This is a genomic window from Paraburkholderia sp. 40, assembly GCF_050434105.1.
Lineage (GTDB): Bacteria > Pseudomonadota > Gammaproteobacteria > Burkholderiales > Burkholderiaceae > Paraburkholderia > Paraburkholderia tuberum.
Map to the genome: position 1 here is coordinate 295,655 of NZ_JBNPVY010000004.1, position 20,601 is coordinate 316,255.

Genomic DNA, 20,601 nt, shown 5'->3' on the forward strand with positions numbered 1-20,601 from the left:
CGGTTCTCAATTCAGCTATCGGTCCGGGTTGGCCATGAAGCGCCATTCGCTCCCATCATTGCTCGGCCACCCAGAGGACGGCTCCACCCAATAACCGGCCGTTCCATCCCGCGAAGATGAACTCTGCATCATCGTGGCATTGCTCGCTCAGACGGCGAGGACAGTGCGCAAGGTGAAGCCTCCCGGAGCAGGGCCGGCGATTCATCAGCTTCGAGCGAAGCGCCGGTCGCGTCCGGTGAGTTCCGCGACCGGCTGATTTGTGAGTCTTCGGCTCGAACTGCAATCTAAATCGTCGATGGTCGGCGACGTCGTGCTTCTCGAGTTGCCCGGGGAGCAGCGCGCTGCCGGCTATTGCCCGTTCTGAGCGGACGCTCGTGCCTTCGAGCCGCTTGCCGGGGCGATGATACCGAAGAGTCCATTTGTCTCCTTGTTAGGACCTGCCGAGAAGTACAGCGCGTCCGGGCTCGAATTGCGGCCGCCACCAAGTGTCAGAGTCCACAGGCCGTCGATAGCCAGTGGATTGCCGAACTCATTTTCCAGCTGATCGACGAATGTGCCGTCGTTGTCGAAGACATTGATTCGACCATCGCCGAAGTTGCCAATGAGAATCTTGCCGCTGAAGCGGCCGAACGCAAACGATGCGCGCGCGATACCCCACGGCGAGTCGAGCGGCCCTCGGCTCGCAAAGCGACGCAGCAGGTGGCCGTCGGTATCAAATACGTCGACGAATCCATGACCGCGGCCTGCATCGTCGTCGTGCTTCTGTTTGTCCTGCTTCGCGTAGGTGACGAAAAGGTCCCCCTCGATGTTCGCGATGCCAAACGGGGCGTAGCCAGCCGGGATGTTCGGGTCGGCGAAACCACCGTCCGTCGCCGCAGGCGTGAACAGGCCGTCCGAACCGTTCGGCCCAAATACCTCGATCCGACCCGAGCGGAAGTTCGTCGCAAACAGGAATCCTCCTTGCGCATTCACTCCGAAGACGAGCCCCTTGTAGACCGCCCCGCTGGCGGCGGAGGGATTGGACGAGTTATCGACTGCGATCACGGCGTTGTTCGGCGGATTCAACCCACCGGCCCAAGCGGAAATCGTGCCGTCTTCCGTTGCGAAGATGAATACGGCCGGGATCTTGGTACCTGGCACGAGAAACGCCGACGAAGGATTCCATACAATTCCGGTTGGCGCCGCGGGCGTGGGATTCGGTGGACTCTTGGGAAGGACGGGATGACAGGCGCCGGCCGGAATGACGTTGCCTGGCAGCGGGATGGACACCTGCAGCGTCGTCACCTTTGTCCCCTCGCCGTCATACAGCGTGGAGCAGCCTGTGGCATTGTCGTTGATCCAGAATGGACTTCCTGCCGGACTAAAGGCAATACCCCAGGCGTTCTGCAGTACCCCGTCGACCTTCGGGGCAGCGCCTGCGACGTTGGACACGAGCGGTGTGACGACATAGGCATCGTCAGCGGCGGCATCCGCGATTGTGAAACCGGCGGCAAGGACAATCATGGCCGCCGCTTTGAGACCCCACGAGATCTGAGACATAACTTTCCTCCTCGTCTGACTGGCGAGAAATCGCCGCAGGCTAAACGAACGCTGTACTTCAAATATTCCCGCCCGGCTCCCAAAAATTCACTGGTCACCCGGTAGACTGGCATGAATGGCCCGCCGGATCACAGTTGGGGTGCGGTACTGGCCGTGGCAGGCATCTTTTTGCCAGGGCCGCTGCTCGTGTTTGCGGCTTTGCCTTCCAGAAGGGCTCAGTTGGGTCGAAAAGAGCGACTCTCGAGGACCGAGACTCCGCCGATGCGAACCTCGCGCGATCCTATTCGCGGCGCGCCTCGCTGACCAACCTCCGCGGTAGGCGGGAGGGGAACGATGCTTGCTGGTCCTGCGGCGGATCAACCGAAGGAGCGTGATAGGGCCGAAGGGCACAAAGCGGGCGAGAAGCTTCAGACGTATGGCATCTACAAGGTGGTGAGAGAAGGCGACGCCGGCTCCGGCTTCGAAGTGACATGCGTCGAAGGCGAGCATTTTCCGCCCACACGCAGCGGCAAGGGTGCGCACTACGAGTTGGTTCACGGCGCGGCGCAGGGAAGGAGACGTACTATGAGAAATCGGCCTGGAACACGGTCAATACTTCCCGCTCTGGTGATTTTGCTCGCTGGCTGTGTCGCTGGTGGCATGCCGTATACCGGGGTGCACTTCACTCCGACAGAGTGCCGCGACCTGGCGGCGCTCAAGACAAACGCGCCCCCTTCGATGGCGCAGCACCAAAGTGAACTCGCTGCCTTGAGGTAAGCGGGCTACGACCCGTCACCGTGGTTTGATGATCCGTATTACCCCTCAGGATTACCCATAAGTCGCTCGCGACTGTGCGATTGAAGGGCGATGGCTTGTAAACGGTGACGACCGATGTTAACTTTGATCCGGTTCGTGATCTGTGATGTCGGGCATTGTCGGACACATCTGACCTTGATGATTGGGCAAATGAAGAGTTTGGCGCCGCCGAGCTCGGCGACGCTCGCCTGACCAGACGGCTCGTGACGCTGGCACGCAAGCTTTCGTTGGGCCCACATTGCTCTTTTCCGCAGTCGTTCAATGGTTCGGAGCTGAAGGCGGCATATCGTTTTTTCGACAACCCGCACGTGGATGTCGATGGCGTGCTGGGTGGGCACATCGGTCAAACGCTGTGTCGTATGCAACAGGTGCCAGTCGTCCTTGCTGTTCAGGACACCACCGAGTTCAATTTGTCTCATCTGCGGGCAACCGAAGGTCTGGGATATGGCTCCGATCCACATGTGCGTGGTTTCCTGATACACAGTCTGCTTGCGCTCACGCCAGAGGGGCTGCCACTCGGGGTGATCGGGATGAAGACCTGGATACGCAGGCACGAGGAGTTGGGCAAGAAACATCTGCGTGGGCAACGAACCGTACAACAGAAAGAGAGCGCGAAATGGCTCGAAGGCATCGAGCAACTGGGCGTACTCAAGACGCACTGTCCGTGCACGCATGTCATCGGCGTGAGCGACCGTGAAGGCGATGTCTATGACGTGTTCCTGGCGCAGCGGCCTGCCGGTGTCGACTGGTTGGTGCGCGCGTCGTGGAACCGACGCGTTGCTCACCCCGATCGATATTTGTGGGAAACCGTGCTGGCCTCGCCAGTGCTTGGAGAGGCGCAACTGCAGGTGCCTGCACGCGAAAACCGCCAGGCACGCACCGCACGGCTGGTTGTGCGCTGCATGCCCGTACGCCTTCGTCCGCCGCAAAATCGTCGTCGCGAGAAGCTTCCCGAAATTGAAGTGTTTGCAATTCATGCACAGGAAACGAACTTGGACGAAGGAGCAGAGCCATTGGAATGGCTTCTACTGACTTCGGTGCCTACGCAAACACACGCAGAGGCCCTCGAGCGTCTTGCATGGTATGCGCGCCGATGGACGATTGAATCGTGGCATCGTGTGCTTAAAAGTGGCTGTCGCATTGAAGCCCGCCAATTTGGCAATCTCGATCGATTCGTCCGCGCCACCGCATTGTTCGCCGTCGTAAGCTGGAGGATCCTGTACTCCATGTTGCTTGCCAGGCTTGATGGCAACCTGCCATGCGAAGTATTGCTGCAGCCAATCGAGTGGCGAGCCCTCTACTGTCGTACGCATGGCAGTACCGAAATACCTGCTAAACCGCCGTCACTCGCGCAGGTCATCTTGTGGATCGCCAGACTCGGCGGATATCTCGCTCGAAAGCATGATCGTCCACCTGGTCCTACCGTCATCTGGCGTGGATTTCTTGTCCTGCACGAAATCACGATGATGTACCGAATATTCAGGCAAAACGAATAGCACCATCACATTACTTGTGGGTAATCCTGAGGGATTTGGTTTCAGGCAAAACGAATAGCACCATCACATTACTTGTGGGTAATCCTGAGGTATTACCCGGATGATCTACAAGCGGCACAGCGCCTGGTCAACTATTGGTTCCAAACGGAGCGCCAGCACCTTCAACCCGGCTGAGATAGAGAGATCGAGGACTGACCCGGATGTCGCCGCGCGGCCGAGGGTGTGTCAAAACTCGAAACTGCCAGGTTTTCGAGTGTCGCTTTACCCCTCCCCACGTGCCGCGAAGCCGATACAGCGCGTTCTGGTGGGTCGACTTTCGCACTCGACTACGAAGCAGCACGTTTTGACACACCCTCGGCCACGAACGGCCATACGCTCGAGCATTCGGACAGACACTCAAACGTCCGGTCCACTCCGCGGATTCAACCCGTCGATGCAATAGTTCGACCTTTCTCTCAAACCGACATTAGAACGTCGGCTCCGCCCCGGACAATGGACGTCCGCAAGCTGATCGTAGCTGGCGTGTTTATCGGTGTGATTGTCCGACGCAAGGAGACTCGTGGGTATAAAAGTGTACGTTTCGTCGAAGCGGTTGCTCAAGCATAGGTCGACGTTCTTGCGGTCCTCCAGACCGCTTTGAGAGGCACTCATGGACCGATTGCAAGGTTTGGCCGATAGCACTAGCGCGTGGCCTCGACTCGCGCTGATCGCGCTTTTGGCGGCGGTCTGTCTTTCCTGTGGTGGTGGCGGCGCGGGCGGGGCCGGCGCGAGTGGGGGAACTGGCTCCGGCGGAACATCGGCGAGTGGTTCTGGCGGAACATCGGGGAGTAGTTCCGGAGGAATGTCTAATGGCACGGCATCGATCGCGTGGATCGGTACCTGGGCTGTCGCACCATGGGTCACAAGTGCACCGGGGTTTAACAACGAGACTGTGCGCCAGATCGTGCACACCAGCATTGGCGGTTCTGCCGTGCGTGTGCAGTTGTCGAACCTTTACGGGAGCGAGGCAGTCGTGAGATCGGCAACGTTTATGTTGCCCTGCGTGACAGCGGTCCCATTACGGTCGCCAGTAGCACGAGAACGGTGACGTTCGGAGGCCAACAAAGCGTGACACTGCCCGCAGGTGCGTCAATCGCAAGCGACCCTGTTCCCTTCGACGTGCCGTCACTCGCGGATATTGCCGTCAGCCTGTATCTGCCCGGCGGAACGCCACCGCATTCGACTGGCCACGACGGCTCGCTGCAGGACGTCTACGTCGCGCCGGGCAACGTCGGTGCCGATCCGAGCTTCGCCGGCTTCACCCCTAACCCTGCCGGTCAGGCATACTATTTTTTGACGAACGTCGATGTCCAAAACGCCAAGGCAACGGGCGCGGTGGTGGCACTCGGCGCGTCGATCACTGACGGGTCTGCATCCAGCAGCAACGCTAATCGCCGCTGGCCGAACGATCTTGCCGTGCGCCTGTTCGACGCCGGCATGGCGGTCGGTGTACTGAACGAGGGAATCAGTGGCAATAACTTTTTCACGGATGGCTGGGGCGAAGCGGGCCTCAATCGCTTCAATCGCGACGCGTTGGCCCAGACGGGAGTGAAGTGGACTATCGTCTCCGACGATGCCGTCAACAACCTCAACACCGAGGCACCAGCCAGCGCGCAGGATCTGATCGCCGCGTTTCAACAGTTGATCGCTCGCGCGCATGTGGTCGACGTCAAGGTTATCTGCTCGACGCTGACGCCGTTTCGCGGCACGCCGTTCTGGACACCCGCGATCGAAGCTACACGGGAAGCGATCAACGCGTTTGTGCTGAGCCCGTCGAGCGGCTGCGATGCCGTGTTGGACCAGGCTCGCGCCGTGAGCAATCCCGCTGACCCAGCCTCCTTCCTGCCGGCTTTTAACAGTGGTGACAACCTGCATCCGAACGACGCTGGCATGCAGGCGATCGCCGACGCATTGGACCTTGATAGCCTCAAGTGATGACGTCATCTTGGGTTTCTGAACCTGCGTGCGCATTCTCAGCCAACGACGCTGGTGGTCCGATACCTTTATGGCAGGACACCGTCGCGCCATTCAAACGATGTCTGCGGGGAAATCGAGGCCGTTCACAACCGTTGGCTTGTTAAAGGACAGTTAGCTGCGGTTAGCAAACACACGCCCACGTCGACCGGCCACGCCGTGGGTCGCATAGAGCAACCGTCGCCGTTAATCGACTTGCTCTCCTGTCGAGACACGACAACGCGTGCCAGTGACGAGGTTTGGTGCAGCAACGGCGAGCCTGCCTACGAGAATCGCCATCAAGTTGGACAAGCCAATTAGAGACACGGACAACTACCAGCCAGTCAATATGAACGATCGAATGGCCGTTTTGGCGTGGCGGATTCAACCGGTCGATGCAACACAATGAACGTCGCATGAGCGGCGGGAGTGTTGCAAATGAAACAGAGGCGCCGGATCTATTACAGCGAAAGCCAGAAGGCATTGATGTGGGAACGCTGGCGCAAAGGCGAGTCGTTGCAGCACATCGCCCAGCTATTTGACCGCAATCACTCGTCAGTACAGGGAATTCTGGCGCAAACTGGAGGAATCCAGCCTGCACCCCGCCAGCGATCCAGGCTGGCGCTGACGCTTGCCGAACGCGAGGATGTAGATTGTCACTTACGATGGCCGCCCGTGTTGCCTCACGAAGGAATGTTACCCGACGGATTGTTGTCGTTTCGGTTTCTTTCTTCTTTTCTTTCGGGGGTTTGCCGGGCGCGAAGCGCCCGGCCCCCGCCGGCTTTCAACTTTTCCGCAGCTCACACTTGAGCGGGCGTCTCGGCGGACTTGTGCAGGCAGCCCAGGACCATTTCTTTCACGCGCTCGGCGCGCCATGCCTTGACCCGGCGCTGTAGCGTTCGAAGCTGTGCCTTGCTCGCATAGGCGTCCGGAACCATCGTCGCCAACCGGTCCATCAATTCATTCGCCGACACAGCGGGTTCGGCGATCAGCCACCCTTCGATAACCGGCCACGCGTCGGCGAAAGGATCCACCCGGGTTTTCCACCAGTGCTTTGCCTTGGGTTGCTTTCGGTGCGTTGGACGTGCTTCCCCTTCCTTCCACGCCGAAGAGAGGCTCGCGAGGAAGACGGCAACGTCTGATTCGTCTGCTGGCGCTGCGTCAGCGCGCACGCCGTGGGCCGCGAACTCGCTCAATGTCTGCTGAGCCGTTCGCATCTCCTGCAGCAGGCGCACAGGATCGAGGCTGTTGAACTGCGCCTTCAGCTTTTCCTTGATAGCTGGTTCGACGCTGTCGTGTGCCAGAAGCCGATCGCACGGCGTCGCCGGCGCAAAGTAGACCTTATGCACGCGCGCGCCATCGCGCGTCTTGGACTTCAGCTTGAACGAAGGCTGGAAGAAGTTGATGTATAGCCGCGATGACGCGTACAGCTGCGCCAGCGCGTTCCTCGCATCGGCGCCGCTCAGGCGGCCATAACCGACCAGTCGCCGAACGACGGAGCCGTTCTTCTGCTCCACCCAGGCCTGATCGTTCTTCTTGTGGGCCCGCGAGCGGGTCTGCTCAAGACCATGTTCCTTGCAGTAGTCGAAGACGCTCTGGTTCATGAATGCGGTGTCGTTATCCGAGTCCACTCCAAGCATCGCGAATGGCAGATCGGCGGCCACCTTGTCAAACGCCTCTATAACCAGCATCTGGTTGCGTACTCGCATGGCCACGCATTCTGTCCAGCCGCTGGCGATATCGGTCAGCGTCAGCGTGTGGACGAAGTCACCGTCGGTCTTCGGACCGCCACAGTGTTCGACCATGTCGATCTCGAAGAAGCCTGGCGGCGGATCGCGCCAGTCGGCGAAGGTGCGCACCGGGATGCTGCGCCGGATGGCCGAGCCCACACCCGTGCGGCGTTTGCGCTGCCCGTCGATCTGCAAACGTGCATTGGCCAGCATGCGATCGATGGTCGCCGCGCTGACCTCAAGGAGTTTGGCCTTGATGACCGGATCCAGGTCGAGACGGCCGTGCCGCTCCATGGCATCAACCAGCTTCGGGATCAACGCCTTCAGGCGCTTGCCGCAGACCCGGTCGGCCGCTTCCCACAACACCGTCAGCGCTTGGCGTACCGCTTCGTCGTACAGCCGGTTGCGCTCGCGCGTCCCCTTTGCCGCGCCGGGCTGCTCCCGCAGCAGCCGGATGGCGTGCTTGCGGTGATATCCGGTCAGAGCCACGAACTCGTCGAGAATCCTGATCCGGTCACCAAACGCCGCGCTGCTATACCGCAACTGCAATGCTGCCACCAACTCCTTGCGTGTCGTCATGCTGATTTGCCTCGTCACCTCGTGTCGCTCCCGCCGGACAATCCGGCGGGTAGCAAACTACGTGAGGCAACAGGTCAGCGCGAGTTGCATTTCTGATGAGTCAATGCGCCGCCCGAGCGACAACTATCTTGGCCGGTCGGCGGGGTTAGTTGCTGCGGCTCAGATCGTCATAGTTGTCGCTCCCTCCGATTCGGGCTCGGGTAATTGACGCCGCCGCGCGCGCTTGTTGTCGTCGGCGCTGCGACGCCGGTAGCTTTCGACGTTCAGCTCGAAGATCGTCGAGTGATGGACCAGGCGATCGATGGCGGCCACCGTCATCGACGGATCGGGGAACACGTCGCTCCAGCCAGAGAACGGCTGATTGGCCGTGATCAGCAGACTGCGCCGCTCATATCGTTCGGCAATGAGTTCGAACAGCACGCTCGTTTCCGCTTGATCCTTGCGCACGTATGACAGGTCGTCGAGGATGATCAGGTCGAAGTGATCGAGCTTGGCAAGCATCGATGGCAATTGCAGGCTCTGGCGGGCCGCCTGCAGCTTCTGCACGATTTCGCCGGTGCGTGTGAACAGCACCCGGTATCCGGCGTCGATCAACGCATGGCCGATGCCACAGCCTAAATGGCTCTTCCCGGCACCCGGCGAACCTGCAACACACTGCCCATCATCATTGCGACGATGTCGTTGTCTGCTATCCGTTTCACCCGCGCTTCGGCGAGCGCGTTAATGTCATTGGAATGAATCGCTATCGAGGCGAGTCGTACCTGATCATCATGCAACGCGATGGCACTCGCGCTCATCTTCCGCCGTGGATGACCGGCGAAGCAGCAACTCGCATGTCTATCGTTGTGCAGCCGGAATTACCGCACGGGGCGTTGATCGAACTTCAGCGCCTGGTCAGCGCCGCTTTATCTTCTTCAGTGTTGTCAACGCACAGGGGATACGGTGATGCGCAAACAGGTGATGATGCAGCACGATCTGTTCGAGGGGAGCAGCGAGGAAGGACCTCTGCCCGCAGAGGTGTTAGCGGACGTAGTGGCCCAGTTGACACTGTTGATGCAGTCGGTGATCGATGCAATCGAGATGGAGGTGCGCGATGAACAAGATCCGCGCTGAGCATCTCTCGCGCCTCGCCTATGTCTACGTTCGTCAGTCGACGCTGGACCAGGTGCAGCATAATCGTGAGAGCCAGTTACGTCAGTATGGACTCGCCGATCGTGCCCGCGTGCTCGGCTGGCCTGAGGTGACGGTCATCGATGACGACCTGGGCCGCTCGGGCTCGGGTATCCATCGGCCCGGCTTCGAGCGCTTGCTGGCCGCCCTTTGTAGCGGCGCGGTGGGCGCAGTATTCTGTATCGAAGCGTCCCGGCTCGCGCGCAACGGGCGTGACTGGCACACGTCGAATGCGCCATTGATCACGTTCTGGATGACGTTGCCTTTGTGTGGTACGCGGATATCGGCGATGTTCTCGCCCGCGACCATGCCGTTCTGGCAGACAAACCGGAATGTGCCCGCCAGCATCTGGTAGCTGCTGGTGCCATCGTGCGAGTTCAGCAGCACGATTTCGTCGGCTTCCTCGCCGGTGATCTGGTCAGCATGCCGAAGCCGGAGCATGTGTTTGGTGAATTCGCGCTTGCCCTCGTCGCGCACGCGGGTCTGGCAGATCATGAACGGCTGAAAGCCTTCGTTGCGCAGGCCGCGTAGCACGTCGATGGTGGGAATGTAGGTGTAGCGTTCGGAACGGCTTTCGTGCTTGCCGTGCGCGAAGATGGAAGGGGCAACGCGGCGGATCTGGTCGTCCGACAGAGGGGAATCGGCGCGCAGCATTGGGGCGCCGTAATGGAAGGAAGAAGCGAGTTGCATGGCAATCTCCACAGTCAAGGTTGGGGACCTGAACCGGGCGAGGGGATGTGCCTTGCAGTCGCGGCTGGGCACGTTCCGGTGGAACTCGGGGTTGGCTTTGCTGCCGCCAGGCTCCCGGGTTCCCGCCCGTGCGACTTGAGGAGCCGATAGCGGGCAGGCGTCAAGGAAAGAGGCGAGGGAGGGGTGCGGGTAACACGGTCCCTCGCCCCTTGATGCCTGCTCGCTATCGGCTACGGTCGCGGGTCAAGGGCAGGAACCTGGGAGTCGGGTGCATGCCATGCCCCGGGTTGACCGGGCATGCAGGTGCGGTTTGGCAAGGCGGCCACCGGGCTGCCGTTCACGGCTTTGCCTCCAACACACGAAAACACGTCCACGATGAACGCTATCTGGATTTCGACATGCCGTTTTGCGAGGTTTCACGCCAACGCCGCCATGCGACCGCGCTAATCGAGGACCAGTCGGAGGGCATCCGCGCCATTCTGATGGTGACGGATGGCGCACCCGCGGACATCGACGTGACACGCGATGCCTATCTGGTCGAAGACGCCCGGGTCGCGGTGCAGCATGCGAGGCGGGCTGGACTCCGCTGCTTCTGCATCGCTTTGGACACGCGGGCCGACTCGTATGTGCGTCGAATTTTCGGACAAGGGAACTATCTGATCGCGGTGGATCCGGATTTTTTACAGCAGCGCTTGAAGTCCGTCCTGGCGAAACTGGTGCGCCTCTAAGCGGTGGCTTGACAGCAATCGCCAATAGCGCCTGTGGGTCGCTATGCGGAGGTTTACATAGCGACCCTGACCGGACGGTCTCTTGCATATGTCGAATGTCGCTTCATTCGTCCATGACGGACCATCAACTGAAGTCACATCACAGGTTGGACCGCTGACCCGTCCGCCCGGACACGCAGCGCAGAGGAACGTGGCGGTGTGCCACGTTTCCTCCAGCTGCATTGATAACGTCCAAACATCAATGCTTCGAAAAAATGCACTTATCGCGTAACTCCATTTGCGTGAGTATCTGTACTCAAGATTCCAGCGAGATTGGAACGAAAGTAAAACGCATCGGAGACAAGGCTATGTACAACGCAAGGCGCACCTGGAGCGGCACGATCGCCCTTTGGGCCGGGTAGTCTCGAGCCCCAGCCGGTTCGAGCACCGGACAACTCAACCCACATCAGCCACGCATTCCGGCCGCCATCGGCGTCACGGCCGCTTGTCACGCCTGGCGCTTTCGCCTAACGACCAATCCGAACACCCGTTTCTTTTATATCGCTATGCCCTTCAGGAGACAACTTCATGCAAATCACCGGTATGTTGCACGGCGCGCGCCTGTTGCAATTCGTCGGATTCCCGGCGAGTGAGATCCTCGGCCCGAGCGCCAGCGAGGAGGAGATCAAGACTTTGATCGATCGTCATCGCCGGATATTCATCAAACCCGTCTTCAAAGGCGGAGTCGGAAAGAAGGGGAAGGCGGGTTTACTCGGCCGCGCGACCGATCTCAAGACGGCGTTGATCGAAAAAGAGCGGTTGTATTTTGCCGAGCATTCCGTCGGCCACCTGAAAGCTAAATCGAATGGCGTGACGTTCGAAGCCGGCGTTCCGGCCCAGCATGAGGTCTACTTCTCGATCACCGACTCCACGCGTTTTCGTGCGCCGACCATGACGCTCTCGCACGTGGGCGGCATGGACATTGAGGAGGTCGACCCGAAGCAGGTGGCGATGGTGCCGTTCGATGCGCTGACCGGGTTGAAGGCGTTCGTCGTAGCGAATGCACTGAGCGAGATCGGCGCGCCGAAGGAGATCATTTCGCCGCTCGTGCAGCAGTTGCCGAAACTCTGGGAACTCTTTCACGACTTCGGCATGACGACGCTCGAGTTGAACCCGATCCGCATGCGCGAGGACAGGCACGGTCGCCTTACGCCGGTTGCGTGCGACTTCAAGTGCGGCTTCGATCGCGACGATCCGCGCTGGGCGCGTCTTGGCCTGCCGCCCCATCTGTTCGCCGCCGACTACTCCGATTTTGAGCAGGAGATCAACCAGCTTCGCACCCATCAGGGCCAGAGCGACGTGTATGTGATCAACGAGAAGGGGACGATCCTCGCCCCGACCTTCGGCGGCGGCGCCAACTCGCTCGTGACCGAAATGCTCGGCGACGCCGCGATCATCTCGTCGGATTTCGGCGGCAATCCGCCTTACGCGAAGATGAAGGAAGTGGCGCGCATCTGTTTCAGGCACTGGCTCGAACAGGCGAACGTGCTCTTCATCATTGGCGGCAAGTCCAATAACACGGACATCTACGAGACGCTGCGCGCCATGGCCGACGCCCTGCGCGAGCACTTCAGCGAGCACGGACCGACGCCGCTCTATGTCGTGCTGGGCCGTGGAGGTCCGAACCTCGTGCGGGGCATGTCGGCGCTGAGGGACACATGCGACTCGCTGGGCCTGCCTTATCGGCTGTTCGGCTTCGACTCTGACATCAGCGAAGTGATCCAGTACGCACGCCGGGCGGACGCCTGGATGCGCGCCGGCGGCCGCACCGAGATCGCAGCAAGGATTGGCGCGTCACCGAGGCAAACCGAAACGGCTCGTGCCTGAGGAGATCGACATGTACAAGCAAGGCAGCAATACGTTCAAGTATTTCGTTGGCGTCAACTCACTTGCACAGATCGCCACGCGCGAGGATCGCGTGTGCGTGCTCAACATCCTGGGCGGTGAATCGTCGGACGTGACGCCCGTGAGTCACGCATTCTCGGGCGGTAACGTCGTATTCGGCACGGCGCCGGGCAAGGGCGGGCAAGTGCTCGCGACGCCGGCCGGCGATATCCCCGTGTACAACAACGTCCGTGAGGGGCTGCAGGCGGGACACCGGTTCAACTGCGGCGTCGTTTACCTGCCGCCGTCCGCGGCCCGCGACGGCGTCGCTGAACTGATCCGCGTGAATCCCGAGTTGCGGAAGATTTTCATCATCACCGAGAAGATCGCGGTCCACGACGCCCGCGAAATCCGCGCAATGGGCCAGCAGGCGGGCATCGACATCTTCGGCGCGAACGGCCTCGGCGTCGCCGATTCGTGGAATCGCGTGAGGATCGGCGGAGCGCTCGGCGGCGACAATCCTGACGATTCGTTGCGCAAGGGCTCGATCGCGATCTTCTCCAACTCCGGTGGCTTCAGCACGACGATCGCACAGTACCTGCGCATGGGTGGCTGGGGCACGTCGACGGTCATTTCCAGCGGCAAGGACGTCTATATCCACTATGCCGCGCCTGAATTCGCGTTCGCGCTCGCCAACGATGCGCGCAGCAAGGCTGCGGTGCTTTACTGCGAACCGGGTGGCTACTACGAGGCCGATGCGGTCTTCACGAAGCCAGTCGTCGCGTGCGTCGTGGGACGGTGGAAGAGCCGCCTCACGCGGGCAGTCGGCCACGCCGGCGCGATGGCCGGCGGCAACGACGATGCGCAAGCCAAGGAACGCTGGTTCATGCAGAAGTTCGGCGTCGAGCGCCTCTTCACGCCGGATGATCCATGCTGCTCGACGAAGGGTGCCGTGGTGACGAACATCGCGCACATCCCGGCCGCGCTGAGCGCCGTGATGCGCGCCAACGCGACGATGCCCGATTTCGAGTCGGAGGGCAGTCTCGCACTCAAGCCGTGGTTTGGCTCCGATCAGGGCATCGCGCTGCCGGACGGCCTCGGGATTCCGGTCGTGGAAGCTGTTGCGCCATATAACGAGCAGGTCCATCAGGTCAATCGACAGATCGGCGTGATCGCTCCGCGCCAGGCGCTCAAGGATGCATCGGGCGCGTCGCAGATGGACGCGAAGACGCAGGTGAGCAGCCTGCACGGCGCGTCAATGCTGGAGGCCGCGACGCGTTCGCTCGAAGCGAACGTCGGCCTTGCCCTGCTGCACGAATTCGGCGGCGAGAATGACGAACAACTCATCGATGTGGCGATCGCTGCGTCCGTCAATCTGCACGGAACGCCGGAACTCGCGGCAGCGCAAGCCGCACGCGAAGCCGGCAATGCACCCAACGCCATCTTGGCCGCCGCGGCCTCGATCATCGGGCCGAATCGTCAGCGCGCGGCGCGGGATGCCGCGAAATGGATGATCGAACGCTTCTCGGCAGCCGGCCTTACGAGTGCGCTCGACGAGAACTTTGACATCGCCCGGATCGACGTCAGCGGCTGCGAGCCGCTCTTTGCCGACACGCGCGATTTGCGCACCGAAGCGATGCTCGCGGGACTCGCCGAGCGTCGAGTCAGATCGGTCCCCGTGCGCTGGCTCACGTCTCAGCCCGCTCACCCGACGGCAGACGCTGTTCTGGCGGCGATCTCCATGACGCTCGCGTGGGGACCGCTGATGCGCAAGCGCATCTCGCGCGTCACGGCCGAGAGCCTGCCCTGGTGGACCATGTTGTTCGGGACGCTGATCGGTGCATCGGCGGACGCCTCGCGACACCGTCCCGACGGCTTTTGCGGCTTTACCACGCAAGCGCTGCTGAACGAACGCAGCCTGACAGAAATCTGTTTTGCCGCGTTGCTCAACCTCGCGCCGGGGCCCAACGATCTGTTCGCCTTCAAGACGCTCGTCGGTCTGCTGCTCACCAACGGTCCGGGCGCCATCTCGGCGCAAGGAGCAAAGGGCGCGGTATCCGCTGACGGCCCGGAAAGCCCCGAGCGCGTGCAACTCAACAAGGCGCTGGTCGGCTTTCTCACCCATACAGGCTATACGCACGGCGGCAATGGCTATGAAGGCATCGCCTTCCTGATCGAAGCGTTCAGGGACAGCGGGCTTGCCGATCCGTCCGACCCCGCGCACGGCGTGGACCTGCGCTCGCTGGCCGAGCGCTCGGTCGAGCGCTATGCGCAGTACAAGGCCCGACAGAAGCATGCCGGCAGCCTCGATATCGCGAAGCTGCCGGGCGTGAACCATCCCGTCTTCAAGGACAGGCCGGTCAACTACGATCCGCGCGAAGTGTTCATCGCGGAACTGTGCGGGAAGCGTGGGGAATATAACGTGTTCCATGCTTTCTATCGCGAACTGGTGCAGGCGTTGTTTGATGCCGGCGTCTCCCGCAACGTGTACTGCGTAAACGTCGATGCGGTGATCGCGGCGCTGCTGCTGAAGATGCTGTGGCAGCCGCTGCAACGTGGTGAATTGACTGAGACCGATCTGGAAACCGCCGCATTCACGATCTTCCTTTATCCCCGCATGCTCGGATGTGCGGCGGAAATCGACGATCATCTGAACCGGGGGCGCAACATGGACACCCGAACGCCCGCGTCCCAGTGCCGCTTCGTAGCTTGAGCGCTTCGCCGACACTGATAATCAACGGACATCAATCGTTTCGAAAATAGCACTTATCGTTTCGTGTGGTTCGGGCGAATATTCGACAAACAACAAATCGCCCGAACACCGCGTTCAAAATCTCTGGAGACACCTCGATGCATCCCTCCTCACCCCCGCTGGCCCCCGGGCAATCGAAGGCATTCGCCGTGCTACGCGTGACGGCAGGCAACTTCCTGGAGCAGTTCGACTTCTTCCTGTTCGGCTTCTATGCCACGCAGATTGCCGCGGTCTTTTTCCCGGCGGGGAGCGAGTTCGCTTCACTGATGATGACGTTCGCAGTGTTCGGCGCGGGCTTCCTGATGCGGCCGCTCGGCGCGATCATCCTCGGCGCGTATATCGACGATGTCGGTCGCCGCAAGGGCCTGATTGTCACGCTGTCGATCATGGCGAGCGGCACCATCCTGATCGCGTTCGTGCCCGGCTATGCGACGATCGGACTATTCGCCCCGGCGCTGGTTCTCATTGGCCGTCTGCTGCAGGGCTTCTCCGCGGGTGCGGAACTGGGCGGCGTATCGGTTTATCTCGCCGAGATGGCGACGCCGGGCCGCAAGGGTTTCTTCACGAGTTGGCAGTCGGCGAGCCAGCAAGTGGCGATCGTCATCGCTGCCGCGCTCGGCTTCGCGCTCAATCAGTGGCTCGACACGGCGGCGATCGCTGCGTGGGGATGGCGCGTGCCGTTCTTCGTCGGCTGCATGATCGTGCCGTTCATCTTCATCTTGCGGCGCAATCTCGAGGAAACGCAGGAATTCAAACAGCGCCAGCATCGCCCGAGCATGAAAGAAGTCTTTACGACGCTCGTGCAGAACTGGAATGTCGTAATCGCGGGCGTGCTGCTGGTCGCAATGACCACCACGAGCTTCTATCTGATCACGGTGTATGCGCCGACGTTTGGCAAGACGGTCCTGCATCTGAGCACCGCCGATAGCCTGCTCGTCACGCTGTGCGTGGGGATCTCCAACTTCATCTGGCTGCCGATTGGTGGCGCCCTATCGGACCGGATCGGACGCCGTCCGCTCCTCCTCGGAATGACGATCCTGGCAATTGCGACCGCCTACCCCGCGCTATCGCTGCTGGCTCACGCGCCGAGCTTCGTCAATATGCTGCTTGTGCTGCTCTGGCTCTCGTTCATGTACGGGATGTACAACGGCGCGATGATCGTCGCGCTCACCGAAGTGATGCCGGTCGAAGTGCGTGTCGCTGGATTCTCGCTGGCCTACAGCCTCGCGACGGCAGTCTTTGGCGGTTTCACACCCGTTATCTCGACCGCGCTCATTCACATGACGGGCGATAAAGCCGCGCCGGGCTACTGGATGAGCTTCGCCGCGGTGTGCGGGCTCGGTGCCACACTCGCACTGTATCGGCGCCGTCGCGTTCCGCTGCATGCGGCTTCCTGAAGCATCGCTTCGCTCCTCGAACTTCAGCCTGATGTTCTTTCAACCATGAAATCCATCCTTCTGAAACTCTGCACCGCGGCGCTCCTCGGCAGCGCCGCCGCTGCGGCGAATGTACAGGCCGCCGAACTGCACGTGATGAGCTCTGGCGGCTTCACCGCCGCCTACAAGCTGCTCGGCCCGAAGTTCGCGGCGTCCACGGGCAACACGCTCGATACCGCGCTCGGGCCGTCGATGGGCAAGTCGCCGGAGGCCATTCCGAACCGGCTTCGGCGCGGCGAGCCTGCCGACGTGGTGATCATGGTCGGCTATGCACTCGACGACCTCATCAAGCAGGGCAAGGTGATCCCCGATTCGCGCGTCGAGCTCGCGGATTCGCGCATCGGGATGGTCGTGCGCGATGGCGCGCCGAAGCCCGACATCGGATCTGAGGCGGCGCTCAAGGAAACCTTGCTGCATGCCCGGTCGATCGCTTACTCGGATAGCGCGAGCGGCGTCTATATCGAGCGCGAGTTGTTCAAGCGGCTCGGCATCGAGGAACAGGTGAAGACCAAGGCGAAGATGATCCCGAAGATCCCGGTGGCGTCGGTGGTTGCAACCGGCGACTATGAAGTGGGATTTCAGCAGGTGAGCGAGTTGCTCCCGGTGAAGGGCGCGGCTTACGTCGGCAAGATTCCGGAGTCGATACAGTCCGTCACGCGCTTTGCGGCCGGCATCCCGGTCGGCGCGCAGCATCCGAAGGAGGCGAAAGCGCTGCTCGACTATCTCGCGTCGCCCGCCGTGCAGCCGGAGGTGACATCGACCGGGCTCGATTCCGTCGCCACGCATTGAGACGACGGCAACGATTCAGCCCGGCAGGTCGGCGGGCTGATCGAAAGCTTCTTCGGGCTCATGCGCCAGGCTCAATGCATCCTTCAGACGCGTTCGGTCGCAGGCGCGCTCCCACATCGATACGAAGATCACCGCGCAGGCGTTGCTGATCACGCTCGTCAGGGCACGCGCCTCGGACATAAAGCGATCGATGCCGACCAGTAGCGCGACGCCTGCAACCGGCAGATCGGGAATGACGGCGAGCGTCGCGACGAGCGCAACCAGTCCGCTGCCCGACACGCCCGCCGCGCCCTTCGACGTGATCAGCATGACCACGAGCATCGTCGCGATCCGGCCGCCCGAGAGGTATACATCGCACGCTTGGGCGATGAACATCGAGGCGAGCGTCAGGTAGATCGCCGTGCCGTCGAGATTGAAGGAATAGCCGGCGGGCAGCACGAGACCCACGATGCCCTTGTCGCAGCCAAGCGCTTCGAGCTTGACGATGAGGCGCGGCAGCACCGGTTCGGTCGACGACGTCGCGAGCACGATGACGAGTTCCTCGCGAATGTAGCGCAGCAAACGCCACAGGGAGAAGCGATGCAGGCGTGCGAGGGGACCGAGCACGCAGACGACGAACAGCAGGCACGCCACATAGAACGACAACATCAGCATGCCGAGCGAGCCAATCGAACGGATGCCGAAACGGCCCACCGTGAACGCCATCGCGCCGAATGCTCCGACGGGGGCAAGCCGCATGATCAGCGCGAGGATGCGGAACAGCACGTGTGCGACGCTATCGATGAATTCCTGCACTCGCCGTCCGGCGCTTCCGCTGGCGTTCAGTGCGAAGCCGAACAGAAGGGCAAGCAGCAGGACCGGCAGAACCTCGCCTTTCTCGAAGGCGCCGACGAGCGTCTCCGGAATCAGATGCAGTGCGAACTCGACGAGCCCGTGCGACTGCGTGCGCGTCGAATACTGCGCCAGGATGGCCGTGTCCAGATGATGCGCGTCGATGTGCAGTCCCGCACCCGGATGCAGCGCGAACGCGGTCGCGAGACCCAGAACGAGCGCAACGATGGTGAGCACGTAGAACAACGCGAGCGCCTTCACGATGGTCCGGCCGATCTTCGAGTCGCTCGCAAGCGACGTGATGCCGATGACGATCGTGCAGAAGACGATTGGCGCGATCATCATGCGAACCAGCGCGACGAACGCATCGCTGAGCGGTTTCAGCGACGCGCCGACCTGTGGCCAGAAGTGGCCGACGGTCATGCCGAGCCCCATTCCAAGCAGGACCTGGACGTAAAGCAGCCGGAATGGCCTTGGCAGTGTCATTTCGAGGTCTTCTTCGCCGCGCGGGCCATGCCGCTGCGCTTCGTGTCGAGAATCGTCTGATAGAACTGCTGTGCGGCCGGCGCCAGCGGACGCCCCCGGCGTCTGACAATACCGACTCGCCTTGTCACGACCGGATCGACGAGCGGCACGCTGGTCAAAATCGGATGGTCGCGCATGGGCATTGCCATTGAAGGCACCGCTGCGACACCGAGTCCCGCTTCGATCAGGCCGAGCATGGTGGTGACATGACGAGTCTCGCAAACACTCGGCGTTGCCGGCTGCACGTTGGTCAACGCCTGATCGAGCAGCAGGCGGTTGCCAGAGGTCTTGTCCACGGATACATATTCGTGTTCATAAAGCTCGTTCCAGGTCACCTGCTTTTTCCGGGCAAGGGGATGATCGCGACGGCACGCGGCGACGAACCGTTCCTGCAGCAGGACCTTGAACTCGACCTCGGTTTCCTGGCTGCCCATGAAGCTGACGCCGAAATCGGCTTCACCGCTGATGACCGAGCCGAGCACTTCGTTGGCGCTCGAGTCCAGCAGCTTGACCCGGATGCGCGGATAGCGGCTGTGATAGGCGGCAACGACGCTCGGCAGGAAATAGTAGGCGACCGACGGCACGCATGCGATGGTCACATGACCGAGGCGGCTGCTGGAGACGTCGCGGATGCCGAGCAATGCGACATCGAGATCGTCGAGAAGTTGTTCCGCGCTTGGGGCGAACACGCGACCTATGGTGGTGAGCGTCACGCTGCGAGTGGTCCGCTCGAAGAGCCGCACACCGAGCGCCGCTTCGAGCTTCTCGATGCGCCGGCTCAGCGCTGGCTGCGAAATATTGACCGCCTCCGCTGCTTTGCGGAAGCTACCCAACTCCACCACGGCTCGAAACGCCTGCAAATCGTTCAGGTCGAAGTTGACACCCACGGGCCATCCTCCGCATTTTCGATGCGGCTATTTTGCATGATGCGGGTGAAAGCGCCCATCGAGGACAACACTCGGTGATTAGCCCGCGAGGGATTACCGAAGGCGGGATCGGGGGGCCGACCCGATACGATAAGCGATAGTCAGGCACACGATGTTCGCCAGTATCTTGCACGCGCCCTCGCAATAGCAGCCCGTCGAGCTGCGTCTTTATATCGTGCACAGCCGCAAGCATTGCGGGTATGTTCGGCATGGCGTTCCCCTCTCGTATATGAGGGATCAATTGGACGTCGAATATACGCCGACCTTCGGTCACTCGAGAAAGCCTGTCGAGCGACTCCTGATGGCCGGCTTATGCCGGATGCTGCTCCTCAATCGAAGCCTTGGAGGTAACCGCATGCGCAACGCAACCTGCTCAAGGTGACCAGTGAAGCGTTCCCCGGCAAGCGGCTGGTGGTGTGCCGCAATCCGCTGCTGGCCGACGAGCGCACCCGCAAGCGTGAGGTCTTGCTGCAGGCCACTGAACAGGAACTGGGCAAGATTGCCGAGGCGACCACGCGCGTACGCAACCGGCTCAAGGGCATGGAGGCGATTGCCTTGCGCGTGGGCCGCGTCATCGATCATTTCAGGAAACAGCAGTCGTGACCTCGACTTGCAACACGCCTTGCGGGAGCTCGATTCCCGATGTGGAGAATAAACCGGTCGGCTATTTTTGCTGCAGTACACCCCTGAAAGCCCAAGCCTGGCAGCGGTTTTCGGAGGATTTTCAGATTTCGGGGGATGGGCAAAAATAGCCTTTCAC

13 protein-coding genes and 6 pseudogenes are annotated in these 20,601 nt (G+C 61.3%); 12 read left to right on the forward strand and 7 right to left on the reverse strand.

Annotated features, from left to right (window positions below):
• Positions 1-348: 348 nt before the first annotated feature.
• Positions 349-1,539, reverse strand: coding sequence for a TIGR03118 family protein (locus tag OKW28_RS23030; protein WP_429449205.1), 1,191 nt, complete (start codon positions 1,537-1,539; stop codon positions 349-351).
• A 564-nt stretch (positions 1,540-2,103) separates the two neighbouring features.
• On the opposite strand from OKW28_RS23030, the pseudogene OKW28_RS23035 reads away from it, so the two are divergent.
• The 4 genes and pseudogenes from OKW28_RS23035 to OKW28_RS23050 form a co-directional block, all read left to right on the forward strand.
• Positions 2,104-2,379: pseudogene (locus OKW28_RS23035) on the forward strand (DUF4148 domain-containing protein).
• 71 nt (positions 2,380-2,450) lie between these two features.
• Positions 2,451-3,830 (forward strand): IS4 family transposase, encoded by a 1,380-nt coding sequence (locus OKW28_RS23040; protein WP_429449207.1) that lies wholly within the window; start codon positions 2,451-2,453, stop codon positions 3,828-3,830.
• 1,332 nt (positions 3,831-5,162) lie between these two features.
• Positions 5,163-5,804: a GDSL-type esterase/lipase family protein gene (locus OKW28_RS23045; protein WP_429449209.1), complete on the forward strand. Its 642-nt coding sequence runs from the start codon at positions 5,163-5,165 to the stop codon at positions 5,802-5,804.
• A gap of 456 nt (positions 5,805-6,260) precedes the next feature.
• A pseudogene (locus OKW28_RS23050) lies at positions 6,261-6,473 on the forward strand (IS30 family transposase); the annotation flags it as partial.
• Between the two features lie 149 nt (positions 6,474-6,622).
• On the opposite strand, the gene OKW28_RS23055 reads toward OKW28_RS23050, so the two are convergent.
• From OKW28_RS23055 to OKW28_RS23065, 3 genes and pseudogenes are all read right to left on the reverse strand, one after another.
• Entirely contained in the window at positions 6,623-8,131 is a 1,509-nt protein-coding gene (locus OKW28_RS23055) for an integrase catalytic domain-containing protein (RefSeq protein WP_429449210.1), read from the reverse strand.
• A gap of 159 nt (positions 8,132-8,290) precedes the next feature.
• A pseudogene (locus OKW28_RS23060) lies at positions 8,291-8,776 on the reverse strand (ATP-binding protein); the annotation flags it as partial.
• Positions 8,746-8,928, reverse strand: a complete 183-nt coding sequence (locus OKW28_RS23065) for a hypothetical protein (protein ID WP_429449212.1) — start codon at positions 8,926-8,928, stop codon at positions 8,746-8,748. The pseudogene OKW28_RS23060 and the gene OKW28_RS23065, both read right to left, overlap by 31 nt.
• Before the next feature lie 148 nt (positions 8,929-9,076).
• Here OKW28_RS23065 and OKW28_RS23070 point away from each other — a divergent pair, with 148 nt between their 5' ends.
• Positions 9,077-9,244 carry a hypothetical protein gene (locus OKW28_RS23070; RefSeq protein ID WP_429449214.1) on the forward strand — a complete coding sequence of 56 codons (168 nt, stop codon included), beginning with the start codon at positions 9,077-9,079 and terminating at the stop codon, positions 9,242-9,244.
• Positions 9,225-9,467, forward strand: a pseudogene (locus OKW28_RS23075) (recombinase family protein); the annotation flags it as partial. The gene OKW28_RS23070 and the pseudogene OKW28_RS23075, both read left to right, overlap by 20 nt.
• Positions 9,468-9,523: 56 nt before the next feature.
• Here OKW28_RS23075 and OKW28_RS23080 read toward each other — a convergent pair.
• Positions 9,524-9,991 (reverse strand): annotated as a pseudogene (locus tag OKW28_RS23080) (DUF932 domain-containing protein); the annotation flags it as partial.
• A 287-nt stretch (positions 9,992-10,278) separates the two neighbouring features.
• Here OKW28_RS23080 and OKW28_RS23085 point away from each other — a divergent pair.
• From OKW28_RS23085 to OKW28_RS23105, 5 genes are all read left to right on the forward strand, one after another.
• Positions 10,279-10,719 (forward strand): hypothetical protein, encoded by a 441-nt coding sequence (locus OKW28_RS23085; protein WP_429449216.1) that lies wholly within the window; start codon positions 10,279-10,281, stop codon positions 10,717-10,719.
• Between the two features lie 567 nt (positions 10,720-11,286).
• Positions 11,287-12,585 (forward strand): ATP citrate lyase citrate-binding domain-containing protein, encoded by a 1,299-nt coding sequence (locus OKW28_RS23090; RefSeq protein WP_429449218.1) that lies wholly within the window; start codon positions 11,287-11,289, stop codon positions 12,583-12,585.
• 10 nt (positions 12,586-12,595) lie between these two features.
• Complete coding sequence (locus OKW28_RS23095; protein ID WP_429449220.1) at positions 12,596-15,295, forward strand: CoA-binding protein; 2,700 nt, start codon at positions 12,596-12,598, stop codon at positions 15,293-15,295.
• Positions 15,296-15,432: 137 nt separating this feature from the next.
• The gene (locus tag OKW28_RS23100) at positions 15,433-16,731 is read left to right on the forward strand and encodes an MFS transporter (protein ID WP_429449221.1); all 1,299 of its coding nucleotides are present in this window, start codon (positions 15,433-15,435) and stop codon (positions 16,729-16,731) included.
• A 45-nt stretch (positions 16,732-16,776) separates the two neighbouring features.
• The gene (locus tag OKW28_RS23105) at positions 16,777-17,559 is read left to right on the forward strand and encodes a substrate-binding domain-containing protein (protein WP_429449223.1); all 783 of its coding nucleotides are present in this window, start codon (positions 16,777-16,779) and stop codon (positions 17,557-17,559) included.
• A gap of 15 nt (positions 17,560-17,574) precedes the next feature.
• Here OKW28_RS23105 and dctA read toward each other — a convergent pair whose 3' ends face one another.
• Positions 17,575-18,876, reverse strand: coding sequence for a C4-dicarboxylate transporter DctA (gene dctA / locus OKW28_RS23110; RefSeq protein ID WP_429449225.1), 1,302 nt, complete (start codon positions 18,874-18,876; stop codon positions 17,575-17,577).
• Positions 18,873-19,802 carry a LysR family transcriptional regulator gene (locus OKW28_RS23115; RefSeq protein ID WP_429449227.1) on the reverse strand — a complete coding sequence of 310 codons (930 nt, stop codon included), beginning with the start codon at positions 19,800-19,802 and terminating at the stop codon, positions 18,873-18,875. The genes dctA and OKW28_RS23115 overlap by 4 nt, the downstream gene beginning before the upstream one ends.
• A 399-nt stretch (positions 19,803-20,201) precedes the next feature.
• On the opposite strand from OKW28_RS23115, the pseudogene OKW28_RS23120 reads away from it, so the two are divergent.
• A pseudogene (locus OKW28_RS23120) lies at positions 20,202-20,429 on the forward strand (IS1634 family transposase); the annotation flags it as partial.
• Positions 20,430-20,601 lie beyond the last annotated feature (172 nt).

Bases quoted from the DNA above. Each gene is read 5' to 3' on its own strand.
- OKW28_RS23030 (WP_429449205.1), bottom strand. From the start codon at position 1,539: ATGTCTCAGATCTCGTGGGGTCTCAAAGCGGCGGCCATGATTGTCCTT.
- OKW28_RS23055 (WP_429449210.1), bottom strand. From the start codon at position 8,131: ATGACGACACGCAAGGAGTTGGTGGCAGCATTGCAGTTGCGGTATAGC.
- OKW28_RS23065 (WP_429449212.1), bottom strand. From the start codon at position 8,928: ATGAGCGCGAGTGCCATCGCGTTGCATGATGATCAGGTACGACTCGCC.
- OKW28_RS23070 (WP_429449214.1), top strand. From the start codon at position 9,077: ATGCGCAAACAGGTGATGATGCAGCACGATCTGTTCGAGGGGAGCAGC.
- OKW28_RS23090 (WP_429449218.1), top strand. From the start codon at position 11,287: ATGCAAATCACCGGTATGTTGCACGGCGCGCGCCTGTTGCAATTCGTC.
- OKW28_RS23095 (WP_429449220.1), top strand. From the start codon at position 12,596: ATGTACAAGCAAGGCAGCAATACGTTCAAGTATTTCGTTGGCGTCAAC.
- OKW28_RS23100 (WP_429449221.1), top strand. From the start codon at position 15,433: ATGCATCCCTCCTCACCCCCGCTGGCCCCCGGGCAATCGAAGGCATTC.
- OKW28_RS23105 (WP_429449223.1), top strand. From the start codon at position 16,777: ATGAAATCCATCCTTCTGAAACTCTGCACCGCGGCGCTCCTCGGCAGC.
- dctA (WP_429449225.1), bottom strand. From the start codon at position 18,876: ATGACACTGCCAAGGCCATTCCGGCTGCTTTACGTCCAGGTCCTGCTT.